At 70.1% G+C, this 21,386-nt stretch carries 19 protein-coding genes; 9 read left to right on the top strand and 10 right to left on the bottom strand.

Annotation, left to right across the window (positions count from 1 at the left end):
* Positions 1 to 85: 85 nt before the first annotated feature.
* Positions 86 to 793, top strand: a complete 708-nt coding sequence (locus IFU40_RS12540; RefSeq protein ID WP_055838789.1) for a DUF3105 domain-containing protein — start codon at positions 86 to 88, stop codon at positions 791 to 793.
* Positions 793 to 1,464 carry a DUF305 domain-containing protein gene (locus IFU40_RS12535; RefSeq protein WP_191926540.1) on the top strand — a complete coding sequence of 224 codons (672 nt, stop codon included), beginning with the start codon at positions 793 to 795 and terminating at the stop codon, positions 1,462 to 1,464. The genes IFU40_RS12540 and IFU40_RS12535 overlap by 1 nt, the downstream gene beginning before the upstream one ends.
* A 473-nt stretch (positions 1,465 to 1,937) precedes the next feature.
* Here the strand turns inward: IFU40_RS12535 and IFU40_RS12530 are convergent, their stop codons facing one another.
* From IFU40_RS12530 to IFU40_RS12520, 3 genes are all read right to left on the bottom strand, one after another.
* Positions 1,938 to 2,915: a carbohydrate ABC transporter permease gene (locus tag IFU40_RS12530; protein ID WP_070409421.1), complete on the bottom strand. Its 978-nt coding sequence runs from the start codon at positions 2,913 to 2,915 to the stop codon at positions 1,938 to 1,940.
* A complete protein-coding gene (locus IFU40_RS12525; RefSeq protein ID WP_082516622.1) occupies positions 2,912 to 4,261 on the bottom strand; it encodes a carbohydrate ABC transporter permease in 1,350 nt (449 codons plus the stop codon). Before IFU40_RS12525 ends, IFU40_RS12530 begins: the two co-directional genes overlap by 4 nt.
* Before the next feature lie 124 nt (positions 4,262 to 4,385).
* Positions 4,386 to 5,717 carry an ABC transporter substrate-binding protein gene (locus IFU40_RS12520; RefSeq protein ID WP_055938588.1) on the bottom strand — a complete coding sequence of 444 codons (1,332 nt, stop codon included), beginning with the start codon at positions 5,715 to 5,717 and terminating at the stop codon, positions 4,386 to 4,388.
* A 238-nt stretch (positions 5,718 to 5,955) separates the two neighbouring features.
* On the opposite strand from IFU40_RS12520, the gene IFU40_RS12515 reads away from it, so the two are divergent.
* Positions 5,956 to 6,966: a LacI family DNA-binding transcriptional regulator gene (locus tag IFU40_RS12515; protein WP_055938591.1), complete on the top strand. Its 1,011-nt coding sequence runs from the start codon at positions 5,956 to 5,958 to the stop codon at positions 6,964 to 6,966.
* Positions 6,967 to 7,017: 51 nt separating this feature from the next.
* Here the strand turns inward: IFU40_RS12515 and IFU40_RS12510 are convergent, their stop codons facing one another.
* The 5 genes from IFU40_RS12510 to IFU40_RS12490 form a co-directional block, all read right to left on the bottom strand.
* Positions 7,018 to 11,187 (bottom strand): ExeM/NucH family extracellular endonuclease, encoded by a 4,170-nt coding sequence (locus tag IFU40_RS12510; RefSeq protein WP_249404223.1) that lies wholly within the window; start codon positions 11,185 to 11,187, stop codon positions 7,018 to 7,020.
* A 176-nt stretch (positions 11,188 to 11,363) separates the two neighbouring features.
* Entirely contained in the window at positions 11,364 to 11,750 is a 387-nt protein-coding gene (gene rplL / locus IFU40_RS12505; RefSeq protein ID WP_055838803.1) for a 50S ribosomal protein L7/L12, read from the bottom strand.
* 38 nt (positions 11,751 to 11,788) lie between these two features.
* Positions 11,789 to 12,304: a 50S ribosomal protein L10 gene (gene rplJ, locus IFU40_RS12500; protein ID WP_055838805.1), complete on the bottom strand. Its 516-nt coding sequence runs from the start codon at positions 12,302 to 12,304 to the stop codon at positions 11,789 to 11,791.
* 422 nt (positions 12,305 to 12,726) lie between these two features.
* A complete protein-coding gene (locus IFU40_RS12495; protein ID WP_191926539.1) occupies positions 12,727 to 13,443 on the bottom strand; it encodes a hypothetical protein in 717 nt (238 codons plus the stop codon).
* Between the two features lie 369 nt (positions 13,444 to 13,812).
* Positions 13,813 to 14,214, bottom strand: coding sequence for a hypothetical protein (locus tag IFU40_RS12490; RefSeq protein WP_191926538.1), 402 nt, complete (start codon positions 14,212 to 14,214; stop codon positions 13,813 to 13,815).
* A gap of 103 nt (positions 14,215 to 14,317) precedes the next feature.
* Here IFU40_RS12490 and IFU40_RS12485 point away from each other — a divergent pair, with 103 nt between their 5' ends.
* From IFU40_RS12485 to IFU40_RS12470, 4 genes are all read left to right on the top strand, one after another.
* Positions 14,318 to 14,998: a YqaJ viral recombinase family protein gene (locus IFU40_RS12485; RefSeq protein WP_191926537.1), complete on the top strand. Its 681-nt coding sequence runs from the start codon at positions 14,318 to 14,320 to the stop codon at positions 14,996 to 14,998.
* Positions 14,999 to 15,093: 95 nt separating this feature from the next.
* The gene (locus tag IFU40_RS12480) at positions 15,094 to 16,791 is read left to right on the top strand and encodes an MDR family MFS transporter (RefSeq protein ID WP_191926536.1); all 1,698 of its coding nucleotides are present in this window, start codon (positions 15,094 to 15,096) and stop codon (positions 16,789 to 16,791) included.
* 4 nt (positions 16,792 to 16,795) lie between these two features.
* The gene (locus IFU40_RS12475; RefSeq protein WP_070410006.1) at positions 16,796 to 17,260 is read left to right on the top strand and encodes a MarR family winged helix-turn-helix transcriptional regulator; all 465 of its coding nucleotides are present in this window, start codon (positions 16,796 to 16,798) and stop codon (positions 17,258 to 17,260) included.
* 112 nt (positions 17,261 to 17,372) lie between these two features.
* Positions 17,373 to 18,392 carry an NADP-dependent oxidoreductase gene (locus tag IFU40_RS12470; protein ID WP_191926535.1) on the top strand — a complete coding sequence of 340 codons (1,020 nt, stop codon included), beginning with the start codon at positions 17,373 to 17,375 and terminating at the stop codon, positions 18,390 to 18,392.
* A 2-nt stretch (positions 18,393 to 18,394) separates the two neighbouring features.
* On the opposite strand, the gene IFU40_RS12465 is transcribed toward IFU40_RS12470, so the two are convergent.
* On the bottom strand, positions 18,395 to 19,282 hold the full coding sequence (locus IFU40_RS12465) for a LysR family transcriptional regulator ArgP (RefSeq protein WP_191926534.1): 888 nt from the start codon (positions 19,280 to 19,282) through the stop codon (positions 18,395 to 18,397).
* A gap of 69 nt (positions 19,283 to 19,351) precedes the next feature.
* Between IFU40_RS12465 and IFU40_RS12460 the strand changes: the two genes are divergently transcribed.
* Positions 19,352 to 20,017: a LysE family transporter gene (locus tag IFU40_RS12460; RefSeq protein WP_191926533.1), complete on the top strand. Its 666-nt coding sequence runs from the start codon at positions 19,352 to 19,354 to the stop codon at positions 20,015 to 20,017.
* 47 nt (positions 20,018 to 20,064) lie between these two features.
* Positions 20,065 to 20,340 carry an acylphosphatase gene (locus tag IFU40_RS12455; RefSeq protein ID WP_070409413.1) on the top strand — a complete coding sequence of 92 codons (276 nt, stop codon included), beginning with the start codon at positions 20,065 to 20,067 and terminating at the stop codon, positions 20,338 to 20,340.
* Here IFU40_RS12455 and IFU40_RS12450 read toward each other — a convergent pair.
* Positions 20,337 to 21,380, bottom strand: a complete 1,044-nt coding sequence (locus tag IFU40_RS12450; protein ID WP_191926532.1) for an NAD(P)H-dependent flavin oxidoreductase — start codon at positions 21,378 to 21,380, stop codon at positions 20,337 to 20,339. The genes IFU40_RS12455 and IFU40_RS12450 overlap by 4 nt on opposite strands.
* Positions 21,381 to 21,386 lie beyond the last annotated feature (6 nt).

Genomic DNA, 21,386 nt, shown 5'->3' with positions numbered 1-21,386 from the left:
GGCCACCGGCCCATTCACCCGAATAGGCTGGGATCGTCGGCGCATGCCGATGTGTCCCGCCCCGAAGAGAGACAGAACACAGCGCATGACTTCCCCCTCCGACAAGCGCGCGAGCGGCAACCCCGCGAAGCAGGCCGACATCGACCTCACCGTCAAGCAGCAGCGCGAGCAGAAACGGCAGCAGAAGCTCGCCGAATACCAGAAGCAGATGGCGCGCCGAAAGCGCGGAAAGCTGGTCTGGTGGGTCGTCGGTTCCACGGCGGCCCTCGCGGTGATCGGCCTGGTCGTGGCATCCTTCGCCTTCGCCCCCGAGCCCCCCACGAGCTACCAGGCCGGCAACAGCACCGGGCGCGAGATCGACGGGGTGCAGACCTTCGAGAACCGCTCCGATCACGTGCAAGATGCGGTCACCTACGACCAGACCCCTCCCGCCGGCGGCCCGCACAACCCGATCTGGCTCAACTGCGGCGTCTACACCGAGCCCCAGCAGAACGAGAACGCCGTGCACTCCATGGAGCACGGCGCCATCTGGGTGACCTACGACCCCGCCCGCGTGGACGAGGCCGGCATCGACGCCCTGAAGGCGGTTCTGCCCTCGAGCTACGCGATCCTCTCGCCGTACCCCGACATGGACACCCCCGTCGCCGTCAGCGCCTGGAACCACCAGCTGAAGCTCGACGATCCGAGTGACCCGCGCATCGGGGAGTTCTTCACCGAGTTCTGGCGCAGCCAGAACGCCCCCGAGCCGAACGCCGCGTGCTCGGGTGGCGTGGAAGGTCCGGGCAAGGCCTGATGACCGACGACGCCCCGGTCGCACGCCCCGCGGTCCGGTGGGCCGTCGTCGCCCTCATCGCCGTCGCGGTCGTCGCCGTGGCCTTCGCGATCGGACGCTTCACGGCGTTCGGCGCGACGGCCGCGCCGGCGCACCCCTCGACGACCTCCGCCGACGCCGGCTTCGCCCGCGACATGCAGGTGCACCACACCCAGGCGGTCCTCATGGCCATGGAGATCTACCGCAAGACCGCCGACGACGAGTTGCGCGCCCTCTCGTACGACATCGCGACCACGCAGTCCGGTCAGCGGGGCGAGATGTACGGCTGGCTCGTCGAGTGGGGGCTGCCCCAAGCCTCGGATCAGCCGCTGATGACGTGGATGGAGAAGTCGGGCGAGCACAGCCACGGCGACACCTCCGCCCTCACGCAGGAGCAGCTGCTCGGCGAGATGGGCATGGCCACCGACGCGCAGCTCGACCGACTCCGCACCCTCGACGGGCAACCCGCCGACTGCCTGTTCCTCGAGCTGATGATCCGCCACCACCAGGGCGCGATCCCCATGGCGCAGGCCGTCATCGAGCTCGGCGACGAGCCCCGCGTGGCCGAGGTGGCCGGCACGATCGTGAGCGGTCAGTCCGCCGAGATCGACGCGATGCGCGACATCCAGTCACGCCTCGGCTGCAGCGCCTGACGCACGGCCGTCCGTCGGTCTGAGCCGCGCCGCGATCGGCTGCGGACACGGGGTGCGCTCGGTGTTCCCGCCGCTCCCGGTCGGCGCCGTTTCCGTCCGCCGCCGCGCCGCAGCCCCGCGCAGCGGCCCCGCGCAGCGGCCCCGCGCAGCGGTCCCGCGCAGCCGTCCCGCGCAGCCGTCCCGCGCAGCCGTCCCGCGCAGCCGTCCCGCGCAGCAGCCCCGCGCCGCCGCGTCGGGCACCCGCGCCTCGCGCACACCCGGCCCACCGCCATAAACGCTGTTCCTGCGCATAAACGCTCCGTCGCCGCGTTTATGCGCAGGAACAGCGTTTATACGGCGGGCGGCGCACGGCGGGCGGCGGGCGGCGGGCGGCGGGCGGCGGGCGGCGGGCGGCGGACGGCACGGCATCCGCCCGAAACGCCGAAGGGGCGCGACACCCGAATGGATGCCGCGCCCCTTCGCCGGAGTCGGGCTCAGCCCTTCGTCGCACCCGCCAGCAGGCCGCGCACGAAGAAGCGCTGCAGCAGGAAGAACACCAGCAGCGGAACGAGGATCGAGATGAACGTTCCCGCCGACTGCAGGAACCACTGGTCGCCCCAGGTGCCCGACAGCGAATTCAGCGATTGCGTCAGAGGCAGAGAGGACGATGGCGCGAAGATCGTCGCCACCAGCAGGTCGTTCCACACCCAGATGAACTCGAGCACCGCGAACGACGCCAGAGCGGGAGCCGCGAGCGGCAGGATCAGGCGGAAGAAGATCTGCCCGTGTCCGGCGCCGTCGACGCGAGCCGCCTCGATGACCTCACCCGGGATCTCGGCGATGAAGTTGTGCAGCAGGAAGATCGCCAGGGGCATCGCGAAGATCACGTGCGCGATCCACACGGTGGCGAAGCTGTGCTCCACCCCGCGAAGGTCGAAGCCCGGGAAGATCGTGACCTCGTTGATCGTCAGTCCGCGCGAGAACAGCGTCAACAGCGGCACGAGAGCCATCTGCAGCGGCACGATCTGCAACGCGAAGATGAAGATGAAGAAGAAGTTGCGGCCCTTGAAGTCGATCCACGCGAAGGCGTAGGCGATGAGCGACGCGATCGCGAGGGCGAACAGCACCACCGGGATCGTGATCGCCAGCGAGTTCAGGAACGACGACGCCAGCGTCAGGGCGGTACCGCCCGAGGTCAGCGCGAGCCGGTAGTTCTCGAGCGTGAAGCTGGGGTCGGTGAACACCGTCCACCAACCGGTCGACTGCGTGTCGGAGCCGGGGCGGAACGACGTGATGAACAGGCCGAACGTCGGGATCGTCCAGAAGAACGCGATGACGACGGCCGCGATCGTCGCGCCCTTGGACGTGAGGCGCTTCTGCGCCGTCTTCTCGTGCCGGCGCGTGTCGCGCTCGACCTGGCGGGCCGAACGTGAATCGACGATCGGCTCGACGACATCTACTCCGATGGTCATCGCACTTCCCTCTGCTTCCGGATCTGGCGCACGTTGAAGATGATCAGCGGCAGCACGAAGAGGAACAGCACCACGGCCAGCGCCGCGGAGTGGCCGTAGCTCTGGAACCGCTGCTGCTGGTTGACCATCTCGAAGGCGAGGACGGTCGAGTCGTTGCGTCCACCGGTCATGACCGCGACGATGTCGTAGATCTTGAGCGCACCGATGGCGATCGTGGTCAGCACCACGATCAGCGACGAACGGATGCCGGGGACGGTGACGTTGATGAACCGCTCCCAGGCACTCGCGCCGTCGAGCTCTGCCGCTTCCATCTGCTCCGTCGGAACGGCCTTGATGGCCGCCGAGAGGATGACCATGGCGAGGCCGGTCTGGCTCCAGATGAAGACCACGACCAGGAGCAGGGTGTTGATCAGCGGCGCCGCCGACAGCCACGACACCGGCTGACCGCCGAACGCCGTGACGATGGCGTTCAAGATGCCGATCTGGTTGTCCTGGCGGAAGTCGTAGACGAACTTCCAGATGATGCCGGCACCGACGAACGAGATGGCGAACGGCATGAAGATGAGGACCTTGAGGTACTTCTCACCGGCCGCGCGGTCGATGAAGACCGCGTATGCGAGTCCGATTGCCGTCGCGATGGTCGGCGCCAGCAGCACCCAGATGAGCGTGTTGATGACCGACCAGAAGCCCTCGGGGTTCGTGAAGGTCCAGATGTAGTTCTCGAACCCGACGAAGTTGTCACCGGTCTTGTCGAAGAACGACTGGAAGAACGTGGTGATAGCGGGGTAGACGAGCCCCAGCAGCAGCAGGATCGACGCCGGGGCGGCGAACAGGATGAGCTGGAACAGGTACCCGGCCCCCTGACGCGACCGGTAGTCCGCGTAGAAGAGCACGGCGCCGAGCAGCACCGCGATGCCGAGCACGTAGATCACGGCGTTCTGGTACGGACGCAGCAGCATGAAGGCGATCACCGGGATGGCGAAGCACGCCACCAGGCGGAGCCAGAAGTAGCCCTTGCCCGCGCGTGGCGCGTACTCGATGAGCAGCAGCAGCAGTCCGACGACGACGCCGAAGGCGAGGAGGACGAGCGGGATCTGCGCGAGCGGGTTGAGTCCGCCCAGCCAGGTGAAGAAGCTGTTGAGCGAGAAGCCCAGGGTGGTGGGTCGCGTCTCTGCCGCGGGACGCGTCACCATGAAGAGGAAGAGCGCCACCGCCAGGATGAGGGCGACGGAGACCACGATGACCGTGGTCCGGTGGTTGTGCGCGGAGCCGCGCGACGGTGTCGCTTTCGTCCGGCCCGCCGGCGAGGCCGCCGGCGCCTTCTCCGCGTTTTTGATATCGGTCATGACTTCCCTCCCGAACACGCCTTCGTGCTCATCGATTGACGCCCGAGCGAGAGGGCGATGATGAAGGACGGGACCGGATGGGCCGCCCGCATCGCGGACGGCCCATCGGTCTCGTCAGGAACGGCTAGTTGTCGTAGCCGGCCTGGATGTTGCTGAGCACCTCGTCGGTGGGCGTGCCGTCGATCCAGCTGACCATGCCCTTCCAGAACGAACCCGAACCGACGGTGGCCGGCATGAGGTCGGACGCGTCGAAACGCAGCGTGGTGTTCGGGTCCTGCAGCGTCTTCATCGCCTCGGTGAGGAACTCGCTGGAGGCGAGCGACGGGTCGGCGCCCTTGTTGGCCGAGATGACGCCGCCGAGCTTGACGCGGGCATCCGCGAACTCGGGGGTCGACATGAACTCGGCGACCTTCTGAACGCTCTCGTCGTCGGAGAAGGCTGCGACGAACTCGCCGCCACCCTCGACCGCCAGCTCGCCTTCCTTCACGCCCGGAAGCAGGAACGCGTACACATCGCCGTCGGGGGCGATCGTGGGGGTCTCGCCCGCCGCGTTCGTGACCGTGAGGAAGTTCGCCGAGAGGAACGACGCCTGGTGGGTCATCGCGCAGCTGCCGTCGGCCACCTTGGCGGCGACGTCGGCGAACGCGGTCGAGTTGATGCTCTTGACGTCACCGAAACCGGCGTTGACGTACGACGGGTTGAGCAGGATCGAGCCGACGGCGTCGAAGGCATCCTTGATCTGCGGGTCGGTGAAGGTGACCTCGTTCGCCACCCACTGGTCGTACACGTCGGGGCCGGACTGACGCAGGACCATGTCCTCGATCCAGTCCGTTCCGGGCCAGCCCGATGCAGCGTCCGAGGCGAAGCCCGCGCACCAGGGTGCGGAGCCCGACTTCTGCTGGATGGTCTGCGTGAGCGTGAGCAGCTCGTCGAAGGTCTTGGGAACCTCGACGCCCCACTCCTTGAACTTCGCCGGCGAGTACCAGACGTAGCCCTTGAGGTTGGCGAGCATGGGAGCGGCGTAGAACGTGCCGTCCTCGGTGCCGTAGGACTTCCAGTCCTCGCCCCAGTACTCGTCGACGTTGCTCGAGACGGCGTCGGACGCCTTCTGGACCTCGCCGGTGCCGATCAGGGTCTTGAGCAGACCCGGCTGCGGGACGATCGCGATGTCGGGGGCGTCGCCACCCGAGACCTTGGTCACGACGTTGCCTTCGAAGCTCTTGTCGCCGGTGTAGACGACCTTGATGCCCGTGTCCGCGGTGAACTGGTCGAAGCTCTGGTTCAGCGCGTCGGCCTCGGTGCCGGTGATGCCGCCGGAGATGCGGACGGTCGTCTCGCCCCCGGATCCGCTCCCGCCGCCGCTGCTGTCGCCTTCGGCGCAGCCCGCGAGAGCAATCGCACCGACCGCCAGCAGCCCGACGGGCGCCAGCAGGCGATACCGCTGTGACATACCCATGTGGTCTCTCCTCTTCGAGTTCAAATGGTGCATCGGAACCTGTCAGGAACCGATTCCAGATCACCGTAAGCGAGAACCCGACGAGACGCAACGCCGAAAGATCACGAACGCATAACTGGCGGAAAAACGCGAAGCGCCGGGGTGAAGCACCGCGGGGAACCGGTTCCACAAAAGCGCGTTGTCGGATACTCTTCTTCGACGTCGACACCGATGTCGATCGGACCCCGAGGAACACACGATGAGCGGAATCGCCGATGTGGCACGCCTGGCCGGCGTGTCCAAGTCGACCGCCAGCCGAGCACTGACCGGCGGCGGCTACGTCTCCGACGACACGCGTCGGCGCGTCGCCGACGCCGCGGAGTCGCTCGGCTACGTCCCTTCCACGAGCGCCGTGAGTCTGGCGACCGGCCGCACGAGCACCATTGCCCTGATCGTGCCGAAGGTCAACCGCTGGTACTTCGGCGCGATCGTCGAGGGCGTCGAGCGCACCCTCATCCCCCGCGGGTACGACGTGACCCTGTACGTCGCCGAACCCGGATCGAACGACCGCGAGAGCCTGTACTCCACCTACCTCGCCCGAAAGCGCTTCGACGGCATCATCGCCGTCGCCCTCGAACCCGACGACGCCGATCTGGAACGCCTCGCGAACATCGGCAAACCCGTCGTGAGCATCGGCAACGCCCTCGCCGGGGTTCCCACCCTCGGCCTCGACAACATCGCCATCACGCGCATCATCACGCAGCACCTCATCGCCCTGGGACACACCGACATCGCGTTCGTCGGCAGCACGCCGCCCAGCGATGCCCCCGCGAAAGACGTCGACGAGCGTTCCATCGGCTACCGCAAGGCCATGAACGACCACGGACTCGCCGTCCGCATCCGCAACGTCCCGTCCACGCTGACCATCACCGACGCGTACGCGGCCGCCGCCTCGTTCCTCGCCGACGCCGCCTCCCGCCCCACGGGCGTCGTCGCCGCGTGCGACGAGGTCGCCATCGGCGTCATCATCGCCGCGCGTCGCATGGGCATCTCCGTTCCGACGCAGCTCAGCGTCGTCGGCATCGACGGCCACGACTACGCCGAGATGTTCGCCCTCACCACCGTCGAGCAGTTCCCGCTCGACCAGGGCGTCGAGGCGACGCGCATGCTGTTGTCGATGATCGAGGGCACCAGCGAGCCCCCGCGACGCACCGAGGCGGCGACCCGCCTGGTGGTGCGCTCCTCCACCGCTCCCCCGCGCCCCGCCTGACAGCACGGGACCCCGGATGCCGTGGCATCCGGGGTCCCGTGCTTCTTCGGCTCAGTCCGCCCGGCGCACTCCGCGACGACGCAGCACCACACCGACGCCCAGGAGCGCGAGGGCCGCCAGCACGCCGCCGCCCATCCACGCCGTGTCCGCACCGGTGCGCGGAAGCGATCCGGGAGCGCCCGGGCCGGCCTCGCCGCCGCCGGAGTCCCCCGGACCCGAGGGGGCGTCATCGGCACCGTCCACGACCCGCACGGGCACCGTGGCCGTCGAGCCCGAGGCCGTGACGAGGCGGATGCCGACCTCGGCGGGGGCGTCCACGGGCACCGTGAGGGTGACCTGGGCGACGCCGTCGCGGACGGGCACCGTCTGGGCTTCTCCCGCACCGACCGTCACCGTGGCCTCGGTGGCGGCGGGGCTGCCGAGCGAGGTCAGGTCGAGCCCCGAGACCGTGAACGACGTCTCGGCGCCACGGACGACCTCGGTCGGCGCACCCGTCACCTCGACCGCGCGGGCACCGAAGTCCGGCGCGAGGCCCGGATGGGCCGACAGGTACGAGATCCAGCCGTCGCGGTCGATGAGACCCGAGTCGCGCGGCTCCGTGCCCTCGTCGAACACGGTGAACGCGTCACCGCCCTGCAGCAGGAAGCTGAACGAGCCGACGCGATACGACGCCGCGGGATCCACCGCGACATCGTCGACCCAGAGGCCCGAGATGCGCTGCCCCGGCGCCCGAGTGGCGTCGTAGGTGTAGCGCAGGTTCTCGGACACGCTCAGCGCCAGCGTCGCGGCACGGCCCGCTTCGTCGCCCCACTGCTGCTCGAGCAGGCGGCGCAGCTGATCGCCGGTGAGGGTTGTGGTGCCCAGGTTGTTCACGAACGGCAGCACCGCGTTCGCCTCGGCGAACGTGATCACGCCGTCGTCGCCGCGCAGCAGTTCGGCGCGCAGGCCGCCCGGGTTGACCACGGTGATGTCGGCCCCGCCGCGGGCGGGGTCGTCGAGCGTGTCGAGCAGCGCGTCGGCGACGAGATTGCCGAGCGCGGACTGCTTCGACCGGTCGTCGCGCTGGCCGCCCGTGTACACGCCGTCGACGTACGCCCCGCCGAGGAAGGCGGTGGTGATGTCGGCCGTGACCGATCCCACCGGGCGCGAACCGACGAGGTCGGCCTCGGCCAGGGCACGGTCGACGATGTCGTCCACCTCGGCCACCCGCGGGTACGTCGCGATGAGGTCGGCGTCGAGGGCGGCGCTGTTCTCGGCGGTCTGCTCGGGGTCGTCCTCGACGACCTCGGCCGCCAGGCGCGGAACGTTGCGAGCCTCGTGGTCGACGACGTCGCCGCTCTCGCGATCGATCGTCAGTACGACCTGGCCGATGTTCTCGCCGTAGTTGCCGGTCTGCAGCACGGGACGCGTCCCGTCACCGCCGGGAACCGGGGCCTCCCACGCGTACTCCTCGTGCGTGTGGCCGGTGAAGATGGCATCCACGTCGGCATCGGTCCCGGTCACGATGCGGGCGAACGCCCCGCCCGCGGCGATCGCGTCGTCGAGGGTGGTCCCCGCCGCGTCGCCCTGGGCCGCGCCCTCGTGGAACTCGGCGACGAGCACGTCGACCTGATCGCGGATCTCGGCGACCACGCGGTTCACCTCGGCCACGGGCTCGCGGAACTCCAGGCCCTCGATCCCTCCGGGGCTGACGAGCGACGCCGTCTCCTCGGTCACCGCGCCGACGACGCCGACGCGCAGTCCGTTCACCTCGACGATCTCGTAGCCGGGCAGCAGCGGTCGACCGTCCCGGTAGACGTTCGCCCCCAGGTACGCGAACGCCGAACGCTCGGTGACCCGGCCGGTCAGGTCGTCGATGCCCTTGTCGAACTCGTGGTTGCCGACGGCGGATGCCGCGAGCCCGAGCGCGTTGAGCACGTCGATCGTGGGCGCGTCGTCGGCGTTGGCCGAGGCGAACAGCGACGCGCCGATGTTGTCACCGTTGGAGAGGAACAGCGACCGCTGCTCGCCCTTCTCGGCCCGCAGCTGCTCGATCGTGCCGGCGAACTTCACGGTGTTGGTGTCGATGCGCCCGTGGAAGTCGTTGATGTTGAGCAGGTTCAGCTCGGTCGTCCCCGACAGGTCGAGCCCGACGACCACGGGATCGTGGTCGCTGGAGCGGTAGGGGGACGCGTCGTAGAAGTTGCGCACATTGGCGTTGTACCGGCTGTACTCCAGCGCGAGAGCCTCACCGGCGTTGATGTTCCAGACGTCGGTGCCCGTGACGAGCTCCTGCGCGGCCCGAGACGCCAGCACGTGGTCGAGCGAGCCGGACTGACCGCTGAACGAGTACGTGTACTTGCCGGTCGTGGACCCCAGATCGGCGTACCCCGCGTCGCGGAGCACCTGCATCGGGTCCTCCTGCGTGTACGCGTTGAAGTCGCCGAGCAGGAACACCTCGTCGACGCCGGTGTCCGCGGTGCGCGCGGCGGCGAAGTCGACGAGCGCCTGCGCCTGACGCACGCGGTCGCCGTTGAAGGCGCCCTGGTCGCCGTCGGCGTTGTCGCCCGAGGCTGCGGGATCGCTGTCGCTCTTCGACTTGAAGTGGTTCACGATCGCGAGGAACGACGCTTCGTCGTCGCCGGCGGCCGCGAAGGCCTGGGCCAGCGGCTGTCGCGCGTTGGCGAACGCGGGGTCGTCGAGGATGACGCTGTCGCCGACCGGCGCGACCGCCGCACGCTTGTAGATGAAGGCGGTGCGGATGACGTCCTCCGACGCCGGCAGCGCGGTCGGCGACGCGACGAACGCCCAGGCGTCCTCGCCCAGGTCGGCGTTGAGCGCCCCGACGAGGGTCGAGAGCGCCTCGTCACGGTCCTTCCCGAGAGCGGCGGAGTTCTCGATCTCTTCGAGCGAGACCACCTCCGCGTCGAGGGCGTTCAGGGCGGCGACGATCTTCGCCTGCTGGCGCTGGAGGTTCTCGTCGTTGGCCGCTCCGCGCGGGCCCGGCTCGGCGCAGCGGTTGGCCGTGATCGGGTTGCCCTCGCGGTCGGTGTAGACCGAGTCGCAGCCGACGTCCTCGGCGGTGGTGGTGAAATAGTTCAGAACGTTGAAGCTGGCCACCTGTACGGTGCCGCCGACGTCGGCGGGCCGCGCGGTGCGCGTGTTCTCGAAGGTCGCCGGCTGCACGTCGGCGGCGTTGTCGATGGTGAGCTGCCCGGTGGGCTGGAACTTCCACGCGTCGTTACGGAAGTCGAGCACGACCGGCCGGGTGAACGACGCCGGAGCGCCGACGCGCACCGGGTCGGTGAGCGACAGGTACGGCAGCGGCACATCGGTGGCCGAGCGCTGGAAGTTCAGCGACGCTCCGTCGTCGAGGACCACGGCGCGGGCGGCGTTGTCGGCCACGACGTCGTCGAACTCGGCGGTGCCCGGGCGCGCGACCTCGGTGGGGGCGAGCAGCGGAGTGGTGCCCGCGGCCAGGCCCACTTCGGCGTACTGGCCCGTACTGTAGGTGTTCGTGACGGTGAAGTCGCCCTGGGGTGCCAGCAGCATCCCCTCGAGGCGCTCGCGCTCCTCGTCGGTCCGCGGCCACGCGACGGTCGCCGGGGTGACGGGCTCGGCCGCGTCGGTCAGCACCGTGACGAGGTCGGAGTCCGAGACGATCTGGGTGAGGCCGTTGTACTCGCTCGCGGTTCCGCTGACCTCGACGTGGTCGCCGACCGCCACCTCGGCCACCGCGCGGGAGCCGTAGACGAAGATCGCGTCGGATGCCGTGTGATCGGCCCCCAGGTCGCCACCGGTGCCCGCGGTCTGCAGGAAGAATCCGTCGTACCCGCCGGTCGGGTACGCGGCGGTCACGACGCCGCGCGTGGTGACGGACTGCCCGTCCCGCGGGGTGGTGTCGCCCTCGCCCTGGATGTCGCGGATGGCGGTGACCTCCGCCGCCGCGGCCACTCCGGCGGCGGGAGGCTCGGCAGCCGCCGTCTCTTGCGTCGTCGGATCCGTCGGCGTGGGGGCGGGCGAGGCGGTCTCTGCGGTGTCCGGCTGCGGCTTGACGTCGCCGGGGGCGGCGGTGTCCGACGCGTCGGGGGCAGCCGTCTCGACGACCGGCAGCGAGGGCGCCGCGGGGTCGATCGGGGCCGCCGAAGCAGCCGGGGCAACCAGGGCGGAACCCAGAAGGGCGGCGGCCACCGCCGCGCTCAGCGCGGTCGCGGTGCGGCCCGAGGGACGCTGAGAAGGCATGGGGGACATGGGTCTCCTGCGAATCCGACGGTCATCGTCGGGTGGGGGGATCGACGGGGGGTCTCTTCGACCGTAGACGACCTCATCAGGAATTCCCAGGCTTCATTCGTTGCCATCGTGTGAACGGTGAAGCCGTCGGCGCGAAGTGTTTCCGACCGATCGCGACNGAAGCGTTATTACTTGAGGGTCACCGAAGCGCCGGCAGCCTCGAGGGCCTCCTTGGCCTTCTCGGCGGTCTCCTTGTTCGCGCCCTCGAGCACGGCCTTGGGAGCACCGTCGACGACGGCCTTGGCCTCGCCGAGGCCGAGCGAGGTGAGCTCGCGGACGACCTTGATGACCTGGATCTTCTTGTCGCCGGCGGCCTCGAGAACGACGTCGAACGAGTCCTTCTCCTCGACCTCTTCGGCGGGGGCAGCGCCACCGGCGGCGGGGCCGGCAGCCGCGACGGGGGCGGCAGCGGTGACGTCGAAGGTCTCCTCGAACGCCTTGACGAACTCGGACAGCTCGATGAGCGTGAGCTCCTTGAACGCCGCGAGAAGCTCTTCGGTGCTGAGCTTAGCCATATTGTATCTCCTTGATCGGGTTAATCAGCCGGGCCGGGTCAGGCCGCGGTGTCCTGCTTCTCGCGCAGCGCGTCGACCGTGCGAACGGCCTTCGACGGAAGCGCCTGGAAGACGTATGCCGCCTTGGTCATCGTTGCCTTCATCGCACCGGCGAGCTTCGCCAGCAGGACTTCACGGCTTTCGAGATCGGCGAGCTTGTTGACCTCATCCGCGGTCAGAGCGGCGCCATCGAAGTAGCCGCCCTTCACCACGAGCTGAGGGTTAGCCTTGGCGAAGGCACGCAGGCCCTTCGCGACGGCGACGGGGTCGCCGTGCACGAACGCGATGGCAGACGGGCCCTTGAGCTCGTCATCCAGTCCCGTGACCCCCGCGTTTGCCGCGGCGATCTTGGTCAGCGTGTTCTTCACCACGGCGTAATCCGCGTCCTGACGGATGTCGTTGCGCAGCTGCTTGAGCTGGGCAACCGTCAGACCGCGGTACTCGGTCAGCAGAACGGCGGTCGAGTTCTCGAAATGCTTCGTGAGCTCGGCGACCGATGCATCCTTCTGCGCCATGGCCACTCCTTGTGTATACGAGGCGCTCCGCGATGACGGGGCGCCGGCCGAAGACACCGGGGTCTGGGCAAAAAAGAAGAGCTCCGGCGCAGGCGCACGGAGCTCGGATTCCCGATCGGGAGGAGTTCAAGTGACCTGCGTAGGTTCTCTGCTTCTCAGCAGACGCTTCGATCAGAATGCGAGCACTCCGATAACCGACGGTCTTTGGCTTGCCCCCACTGTACCCGACGCCGACTCCCTTCGCCAATCCGCCCGCCCGCCGCCCGCCCCGCCGCGCCCCGCCTCGCTCGCCCTGCCCCGCCCCGCCGGCCCGCCCGCTCGCCCCGCGACGCTCGAGCACCGAGGACGCACTGCTTCGTCGAGGACGCATCCGATCGATGCCGAACCGATGCGTCCTCGACGAGCGAGTACGTCCTCGCCGATCATCTCGGCGGCCTCACCCCGAACGCCGCCAGGCGGGCGGCGAGCGCCTCCGGCGAGGCGATGTCGGCGAAGCCGCCGCGACACAATCGCCATTGCGTGACACCGCGGATCCAGTCTTCGCGTCGCTTCTCGTCCAGGACGACGTCTTCGACGGAACGACCTCTGCGGAGGGAGGGGTCCCGATACTTCACCTCACCGTCGAACTCCCAGAACGTCCGCACGTCACGCAGCGCGATGTCGACGAAATACGCGGACCCCCGCGGGCCCTCCACCGCCACCTGCAGGTCGATGTCGCGGAAACCGAGCCGGTGCAGCTGCAGTCGACTCACGCTCTCACCCGGCAACTCCGCCCTTCCATCGGCGAACTCGATGACCCAGGCGGCCTCGCGCACCCCGCGTCGACCCCGCGCGCTCACGACGCGCTCGCGCCCGAGCGAGGTGCAGCGGATCCCGTCGACGACGACGACATCCTGGGGGTCGAGGGCGCCTGTGTGCCGGCGCAGTGCGCGACCACTCGGCGGATGGGCGGAGCGCGGAACCATCGCGTGCACGGGTCCGCCGCGGAAGCGGTAGAGCGGCAGACCGTGCAGAACGGCCGCCGAGAGGTGGGAGACCACCCCGCCGGCATCGCGCGCCCTGCGGACGGCGGCGAGGATCGCGAAGCGGTGGCGGTCGGCTGGCCGCGCTGCTGCCCATTCGTCGCGGGCGATGTACACCCCGGGCTCGATTCGTGACCACGCGCCGCCGTCGCCGGCCTTCCTCAGCTCCGATTCGGACACACCGCGCTCGCGTAGTTCCGATCTGGAGAAGAGCGACCGCCGAGCGAGTTCGATCGGTGATTCCGCCTGCATGCGTCCACACTGCCGACTCCGACGTCCGGGCGTCGGTGTCTTTCCACAGGCGCGCGCGCCAGGAGACCCACCGACCCTCACGAGGACGCACTCGATCGACGATGACGCATCGCATGGGCAACGATCGAGTGCGTCCTCGGCGATCGCGTGCGTCCCCACCCGCGCCCTCGCCGAACCTCCGCCACCGCGCCCCCGCCGAGGAGAGCCCCGACGCCGCGCCAGCCGCACGCCGCGTCAGGACACGCGCGGTTCGGGCAGCAGGGCCCGGGTCATCCGCACGATGCGCGAGGGCGTGCGGGCGCCGAGCCAGACGGTGCACACCGGGTCGTCTCCGCAGGCCCACTCGGCGCACCAGGCGTGGATCGCCTGCGCGAGACGCTCTCCGCGCGGCCGCAGCCCATCCTCGAGCGAGCGGTCGAGCCAACTCACCCGCCCCTCGCGAGCATCGATGACGCCCATCTGATCCGACCCGCACACCTCGACCAGCACCGTCAGGTGCGCGGCGGGCGAGAGGGCGGCGGCGATACGCCGCATCTCGGGGAGGTTCCGGGCGTCACCACCGAGCAGCACAGCACCCTCGAGATCACACCAGCGGCCCCCGTCGGGGCGGCGCAGCGAAACGGCATCCGAACTCATGACGATCAACTTAGGTCACCCTTACTTCGAGGACAAGACCCCGGATGCCGACGCGCCGGGGTTCGCATCCGATCCACGGGCGCGCGGGGTTAGGGTCGAACGCATGTCCCCCGAGCTCGTCGCCTCTCGCAGCGCCGACCTCGACGCCCGCATCGTCGCCGATTCGCGGGATCGGGTCGCCTGGATCCGGGCCCGTTCGCGCGGGATCACGGCCACCGACGTCGCCACGTTGACGAGCCACAACGCCATCTCGCGCGCCGCGGATGCCAAGCTCATGGGCTCGAACTTCTCGGGCAACGCCTTCACCGCGCACGGCCGTCGGCGCGAACCCGAGATCGCCGCGTGGGTCGCGGCGACCCACGGCATCCGCCCTTCGTCGGCGCTGTATCACGCGGTCGTCGAGAAGCGTCACCTGGCCACCCCCGACGGCGTCGTCGTCGACGGCGAGGGGCGCATCGTGCTCGCCGAGATCAAGACGACGAACAAGGCGTGGCGCTCGATCCCCCGCACGTACATGCGCCAGATCTGGTGGCAGCAGCACGTGCTCGGCGCGGAACGCACGCTCGTCGCCTGGGAGCAGCACGACGCCTTCGTCCCCGTCGGCGACGAACCGCGCTGCCAGTGGGTCGACCGCGACGAACGCGAGATCGCGAAGCTCGTGGGCCTGGCGACCTCGCTCATCGACGAGCTCTACCACCGCACCATGCAGACGCGTCAGCCGCGCCCCGAACCCGTGCGGGCGGAACCGACCGAGAGGTACCGCGCCCTGGCGCTCCTCGATTAATAGTTGACGCAAGTCAAGCATTAGGCGTATCGTTGACGTTAGTCAACTAACGCGCCATCGTCGTCGCGGCATCCGTCCCCTCCGTGGAGTTCCGCATGACCACCTCCCCCACCACAGACACGCCCACCCAGCGGCGCGTGCTCCCCGCCCTCATCGGGCTTCTGCTCGGCACCTTCGTGTCGATGCTCGCCTCGACCGTCGTCTCGACGTCGCTGCCGGTCATCGTGCACGACCTGTCGGGCGACCAGAACGCCTACACCTGGGTCATCACCGCGACCCTGCTCACCACCGCGATCTCGACCCCCATCTGGGGCAAGCTCGCCGACCTGTTCAACCGCAAGCTGCTCATCCAGATCGCCATCGCGATCTTCGTGCTCGCTACGGCCGCCGCCGGCTTCGCGCAGGACACGAACATGCTGATCGCCTTCCGCGCCGTGCAGGGCCTGGGTGCCGGCGGTCTCGCCGCCCTCAGCCAGGTCATCATGGCCGACATCATCAGCCCGCGCGAGCGCGGCCGGTACATGGGCCTGTTCGGGGCGGTCATGGCCGTGGCCACGGTCGGCGGGCCGCTGCTCGGCGGCGTCATCACCGACGCCTTCGGCTGGCGCTGGAACTTCTTCGTCGCCCTGCCCTTCGCCGTCGTGGCCTTGCTCATCCAGCAGCGCACCCTGCACCTGCCGGCTCGAGCGAAGCGCAAGGTGAAGATCGACTACCTGGGCATCGTGCTGCTGTCGACCGCGGTCTCGCTCATCCTCATCTGGGTGACCAACGCCGGAAAGACCTTCGACTGGGCCAGCGTCGAGACCGCCGTCATGGTCGGTGGAGCCGTGCTCGCCGCCGTGCTGTTCGTCGTCGTCGAGCTGCGTTCCTCCGAGCCCCTCGTGCCGCTCACCCTGTTCCGCGACGCCACCTTCACCCTGGCGACGATCGCGTCGATCGCGACGGGACTGGCGATGTTCGGCACCTCCGTCTTCCTGAGCCAGTACATGCAGATGGCGCGGGGAGCCACGCCCACCGAGGCCGGCGTCATGACCATCCCGATGATCGCGGGTCTGCTGATCTCGTCGATCGTCGTGGGCGCGCTCATCTCGCGTCACGGGCACTGGAAGCCGTTCCTCATCGCCGGTGGTGTGCTGCTGATCGCCGGGTCGTTCCTGCTGTCGACGATCCACTACGACACGAACTTCGCGCTGGTCTCGGTCTACATGGCCCTGCTCGGCGCCGGTGTCGGCATGACGATGCAGAACCTCGTGCTCATCGTGCAGAACACGGCCAACCCCACCCAGATGGGCGCGGCGAGCTCGGGCGTGACGTTCTTCCGCAGCCTCGGCGGCACCATCGGTGTGTCGGTCATGGGAGCCGCGCTCGCGAGCATGGCGGCGAGCCTGTTCACCGACCGAGCCGACGAGCTGAAGACCGCGATCATGGGTCTCGGCGCCGACGGCGCCGCGGTGGCCCAGTCCCTGCAGTCGGGCACCATCCCGCAGGTGTCGGCCCTCCCCGACACCGTCCGCGTCATCGTCGAGGACATCTACGCGCAGTCGATCGCGCACTCGTTCCTCATCGCCGTTCCGGTGGCGGTGGTCAGCCTCATCGCCATCCTGTTCCTCCCCAACCGCCCCCTCACCCGCATGACGACGACCGAGCGCGTCGCCGCGAGCGAGGCCGACTTCGCCACCGTCTCGGTTCCCGCCGGCATGGCGACGCTCGCCGCGACGGGATCCATCACGACCCCGGATGCCGCTGCCTCGCGCCGCGCACGCCGTGGCGCCGGGATGGGAGAGGATGACTGACGTGATGAGCGAATCGAACGATGACCGCCGCGAGGCCGTCCAGGCCCTGGAGTCGTCGTTCTCGGAGCTCATGACCGTGTTCCGCCGCTTCGTCTCCGAAGCGGCGGAACGCGTGAGTCCCGGGATGCTCCCGGCCACCTTCAAGGCCCTCTCGGTGGTCAGCCGGTTCGGCCCGCTCACGCTCTCGGCTCTCGCCGAGCGTCTCTCGGCCGACAAGGGCTTCCTCAGCCGCTCGATCAGCGAGCTGGAGGAGCTGGGCCTGGTGACCCGCACGCCCGATCCGAACGATCGCCGCTCGCGCCTCATCGCGGTGACCGAGGTCGGGCACACGCGGCTCGCCGACGCCCGCGCTCCGCACGAGAGTCGCCTGTTCGAGGCGATGGCCGATTGGTCGGTGGCCGACATCCGCCACCTGTCGACGCTTCTGCACGCGCTCGCGGTCGGCGAGTCCCCCGCACAGGATCTCTAGCCTTCGCGACACGGTGACCCGGGTGTAACACCGCGGAGACAATGGCGCGATTGACTGGTCGCGTCGCGGCGGAGTCGCCGTGCATGCGACCGCACGCGAGAGAGAGCGCCCGATGAGATCCCGATCGACGCGTCCCGAGACCGCCATCGAACCCGCACCGGCGGTCCCCGAGACGATGCGGGCGGCGGTGTTCGACGCTCCGGGCCCGGCCGACGCGCTGCACCTCGCCGACGTCGCCGTCCCCTCTCCCGTGTTGAGCGAGGTGCTGGTGCGGGTCGTGGCCGCCGGCATCAACCCGATCGACGCCAAGACCCGCGCCGGACGCGGCCTGTCGGGCGCGATCGACTCCTGGCCCGCCGTGCTGGGTCTCGACGTCAGCGGGGTGGTGGTGCGCGCGCCGTTCGATGCGCACCCGTTCCCCGTCGGCACCGAGGTCTACGGCATGGCCGCCGCCCCCCGCACCCCGGGGGCCTACGCCGAGTACGTCGTCGTGCCCACCCTGTCGCTGGCGCGCAAGCCCGCTGCCCTCTCGCACGTCGAGGCCGCGGGTGTGCCCGTCGCCGCCCTGACCGCCTGGGGGCTGGTCGTCGAGACCGCGCTCGCCCACCAGGGCCAGCGCATCCTCGTGCACGCCGGCAGCGGAGGGGTGGGGCACTTCGCGGTGCAGTTCGCCGCATACTTCGGCGCGCACGTCATCGCGACGGGCTCCAGCCGCAACCTCGAGTGGCTCCGCGAGCTCGGCGCCGCCGAGGTGGTCGATTACACCTCGACCCGCTTCGAAGACGTCGTCTCGCCGGTCGATGTCGTGATCGACCTCATCGGCAACGTCGCCGACGACACCGGCACGCGCTCGCTCGAGGTGCTGCGCCCCGGTGGGCTGCTGATCGAGGTGCCCACCGGAGCCTGGCCGGGCTTCCGCGAGGCGGCCTCGGCCCGCGGCATCCGATCGACCGACTACAAGACCATCCCCGACGGCGCCGCCCTCGCCACCATCGGTCGCCTGCTCGACTCGGGCGCCGTCCGCGTGTTCATCGACCGGGTCTTCGACCTCGACGACGTCGCCGCCGCACACACGGAACTCGAACGCGGGCACACCCGCGGCAAGATCGTGCTGCACGTCAGCGACGACTGAGCTCACCCCGCCGCCAGCACGCGCCGTCCCTCGGCCACGACCTCGTCGGCCACGTCGTCGAGCAGGTCCGAGGTGAGGTTCCACTGCTGCCAGTACAGCGGCACGTCGAGGGGGTCGTCGCCGAGGTGGAGGAGCGATCCGTCGGCCAGCCCCGCCGCCGACTGGAAGCTCGGCAGCAACCCCCACCCGAGCCCCAGCTCGACCGCGGTGGCGAAGTCCTGCGATGCCGGAACCCGATGCCGCGGGGGCGCTGCCGCCGCCACGCCCCGGCGCGCCAGCCACTGCGTCTGCAGGTCGTCGCGACGGTCGAAGTCGACGACGGGCGCCGCGGCGAGAGCCGCGGCATCCACACCCTCGGGGAACCAGCGGCGCGAGAACCCCGCCGTCGCCACCGCCTCGTACCGCAGCACACCGAGAGGTCGTACCCGACACCCGGCGAGCGGGGTCTCACGCGACGTGACCGCCGCCATGACCGTGCCCGACTCGAGCAGGCCCACCGTGAAGTCCTGGTCGTCGCGGTGCAGGTCGAACACCACCGCGCGTCGCTCGGCCACCCGGGCCAGCGGCGGCAGGAACCACGTGCCCATCGAGTCGGCGTTCACCGCCAGGGGAAGGGATGCCACGACCCCGCCCTCCGCGCCGATCGCCGCCAGAGCGTCGTGCTCGAGCAGCGCGAGTTGGCGTGCGAGGCGCACGACGGCGTCGCCCGCCTCGGTCGTGCGCACGGGCTTGGATCGCACCAGGACGACGCGTCCGAGCTGGTCTTCGAGGGCCCGCACGCGCTGACTCACCGCGGAGGGGGTCACGTGCAGACGCCGTGCCGCCGCATCGAGGGTCCCCTCCTCGACGACGACGGCGAGGGTGCGGGCGAGATCGAGTGGAATCGACATGAAGCGATGCTAATGGTCCATCAGAATCTTGAGCTGGTCTTCTCGAGAACGTCGCCTTAGCGTCGAGACGTGCTCACCCCCCTCCTCGCCGGCCTCGGCCTCGGCTTCTCGCTCATCGTCGCCATCGGCGCGCAGAACCTCTTCGTGCTGCGCCAGGGCGTCCGGCGCGAACATCTGCTCGCCGTGGTCGCGGTGTGCGCGGTATCGGATGCCGTGCTGATCCTGCTCGGCGTCTCCGGCGTCGGCCTCGTGCTGCAGGCGGTCCCGTGGCTCATCGTCGTGGTGCGGTGGGCGGGCGCGGCGTTCCTCGTCGGGTACGGCCTGCTGGCAGCCCGGCGGGCGCTGCGTCCGAGCGGCGAGACCCTGCGCGTCGACGCCGCCCCTGCGGCATCCGCGTCGCCCGCCGACACCGGGCGCACGGCCGTGAAGGCCCGTCCCGCACGCACGACGCTCGCCGCGACCGTGCTCACCTGCCTCGCCCTCACCTGGCTCAATCCGCACGTCTACCTCGACACGGTGTTCCTTCTCGGCTCGGTCGCGACCACGCACGGCGACGGGCGGTGGGCGTTCGCGATCGGCGCGTGCCTCGCCAGCCTCGCGTGGTTCTCGCTCCTCGGCTTCGGAGCGCGGTACCTCGGCCGGTGGCTCGACACGCCCCGCGCCTGGCGCATCCTCGACGCGATCATCGCGGTCGTGATGTTCGCCATCGCGATCTCGCTCGTGCTGCCGCACTGAGCCGGCGCGCGTGGACCGACGGGCACCGCGTGCACGAGAATGGCCCGATGCGAACGGTGACGATCAGGGTGCACGGCCGCGTGCAGGGTGTCGGCTTCCGCTATGCGCTCCAGGCCGAGGCCGAGCGGCTCGGGGCCCGCGGCTGGGCCCGCAACCGCCGCGACGGCTCGGTCGAAGCCCTCGTCGAGGGTGACGACGCGACGGTCGACGCCGTCCTGGCGTGGGCCCAGGCGGGTCCCCCGTCGGCCCGGGTCGACGGGGTCGACGTGCACGAGGGCGGCGGCGCGGCTCCGCGCGGGTTCGAGATCCGCGCGACGGCTTAGACCGGCACGCCCGCCCGCAGCTCCGCCAGCACGTCGGCGGCGTCGTCGAGACGCGCGAGGCCCGCGGCCTGTCCCGCCCACAGCGACACCAGGTCGGCGTCTCCCGACGCCGTGGCCGCCGCGCGGAACGCACCGGTGAGCCAGTTCTGCGCGGGGAACGGGGCGATCATGCCGCCGGCCTCGAGCTCGCGCATCGCCCGGTTCGGGATGCCGCGCGCCAGCCGCCCGCTCATCGCGCGCGTCAGCACCGTGTCGGTGTCGGCCGCGGCGGCGATCGCCGCGCGGTGCCCCGCGGTCGCGGCGGACTGCCTCGTGCGCAGGAACGCCGTCCCGACCTGCACGCCGTCGGCCCCCAGCGCGAACGCCGCGGCGACTCCGCGGCGATCGGCCACACCGCCCGCCGCGATGACGGGGACACTCACCGCGTCGACGACCTGCGGCACCAGCGCGAACGTGCCCACGAGCGAGTGGGCCGGGTCGGCGAGGAACGACACACGGTGCCCCGCGGCCTCGGCCCCCGTCGCGACGACGGCGTCGACCCCCGCATCCCCGAGCGCCGCCGCCTCGGCGACCGAGGTGGCGGTGCCGATCACGCGGATGCCGAGAGCTCGCGCGCGGGCGAGGGTCTCGGCATCCGGGATCCCGTACACGACGCTCAGCACATCGGGGCGCGCGTCGAAGACGGCCTCGAGCTGGTCGGCGATCGGCGTGAGGAACGCGGCGGGAACGGCGGGCGGGGCGATGCCCGCGGCGGCGAACAGCGGCTCGGCGGCCCGCACGAACGGCGCGATGTCGACGTCGGTCGGAGTCACCTCGTCTCCGCGCGGCAGCCACAGGTTCACCGCCACGGGACGCCGCGTGGCCGCCCTCAGGGCGACGATCGTGTCGCGGATGCGCTCGGGCGTGTATCCGTAGAGGCCGAACGAGCCGAGGCCTCCCCCGTCGCTGACCGCGGCCGTCAACGCGATCGACGACAGCCCGCCGAAGGGGCCGAGAACGACGGGCGAATCGATGCCGAGCAGGTTCTCGAGGCGGCGCATGGATCC

Origin of the sequence: Microbacterium sp. CFBP 13617, from assembly GCF_014839445.1 — a bacterium.
Classification (GTDB): domain Bacteria; phylum Actinomycetota; class Actinomycetes; order Actinomycetales; family Microbacteriaceae; genus Microbacterium.
The sequence above is the reverse complement of the archived record's forward strand: the minus strand, read 5'-3'. Positions and strand labels throughout refer to the sequence as shown.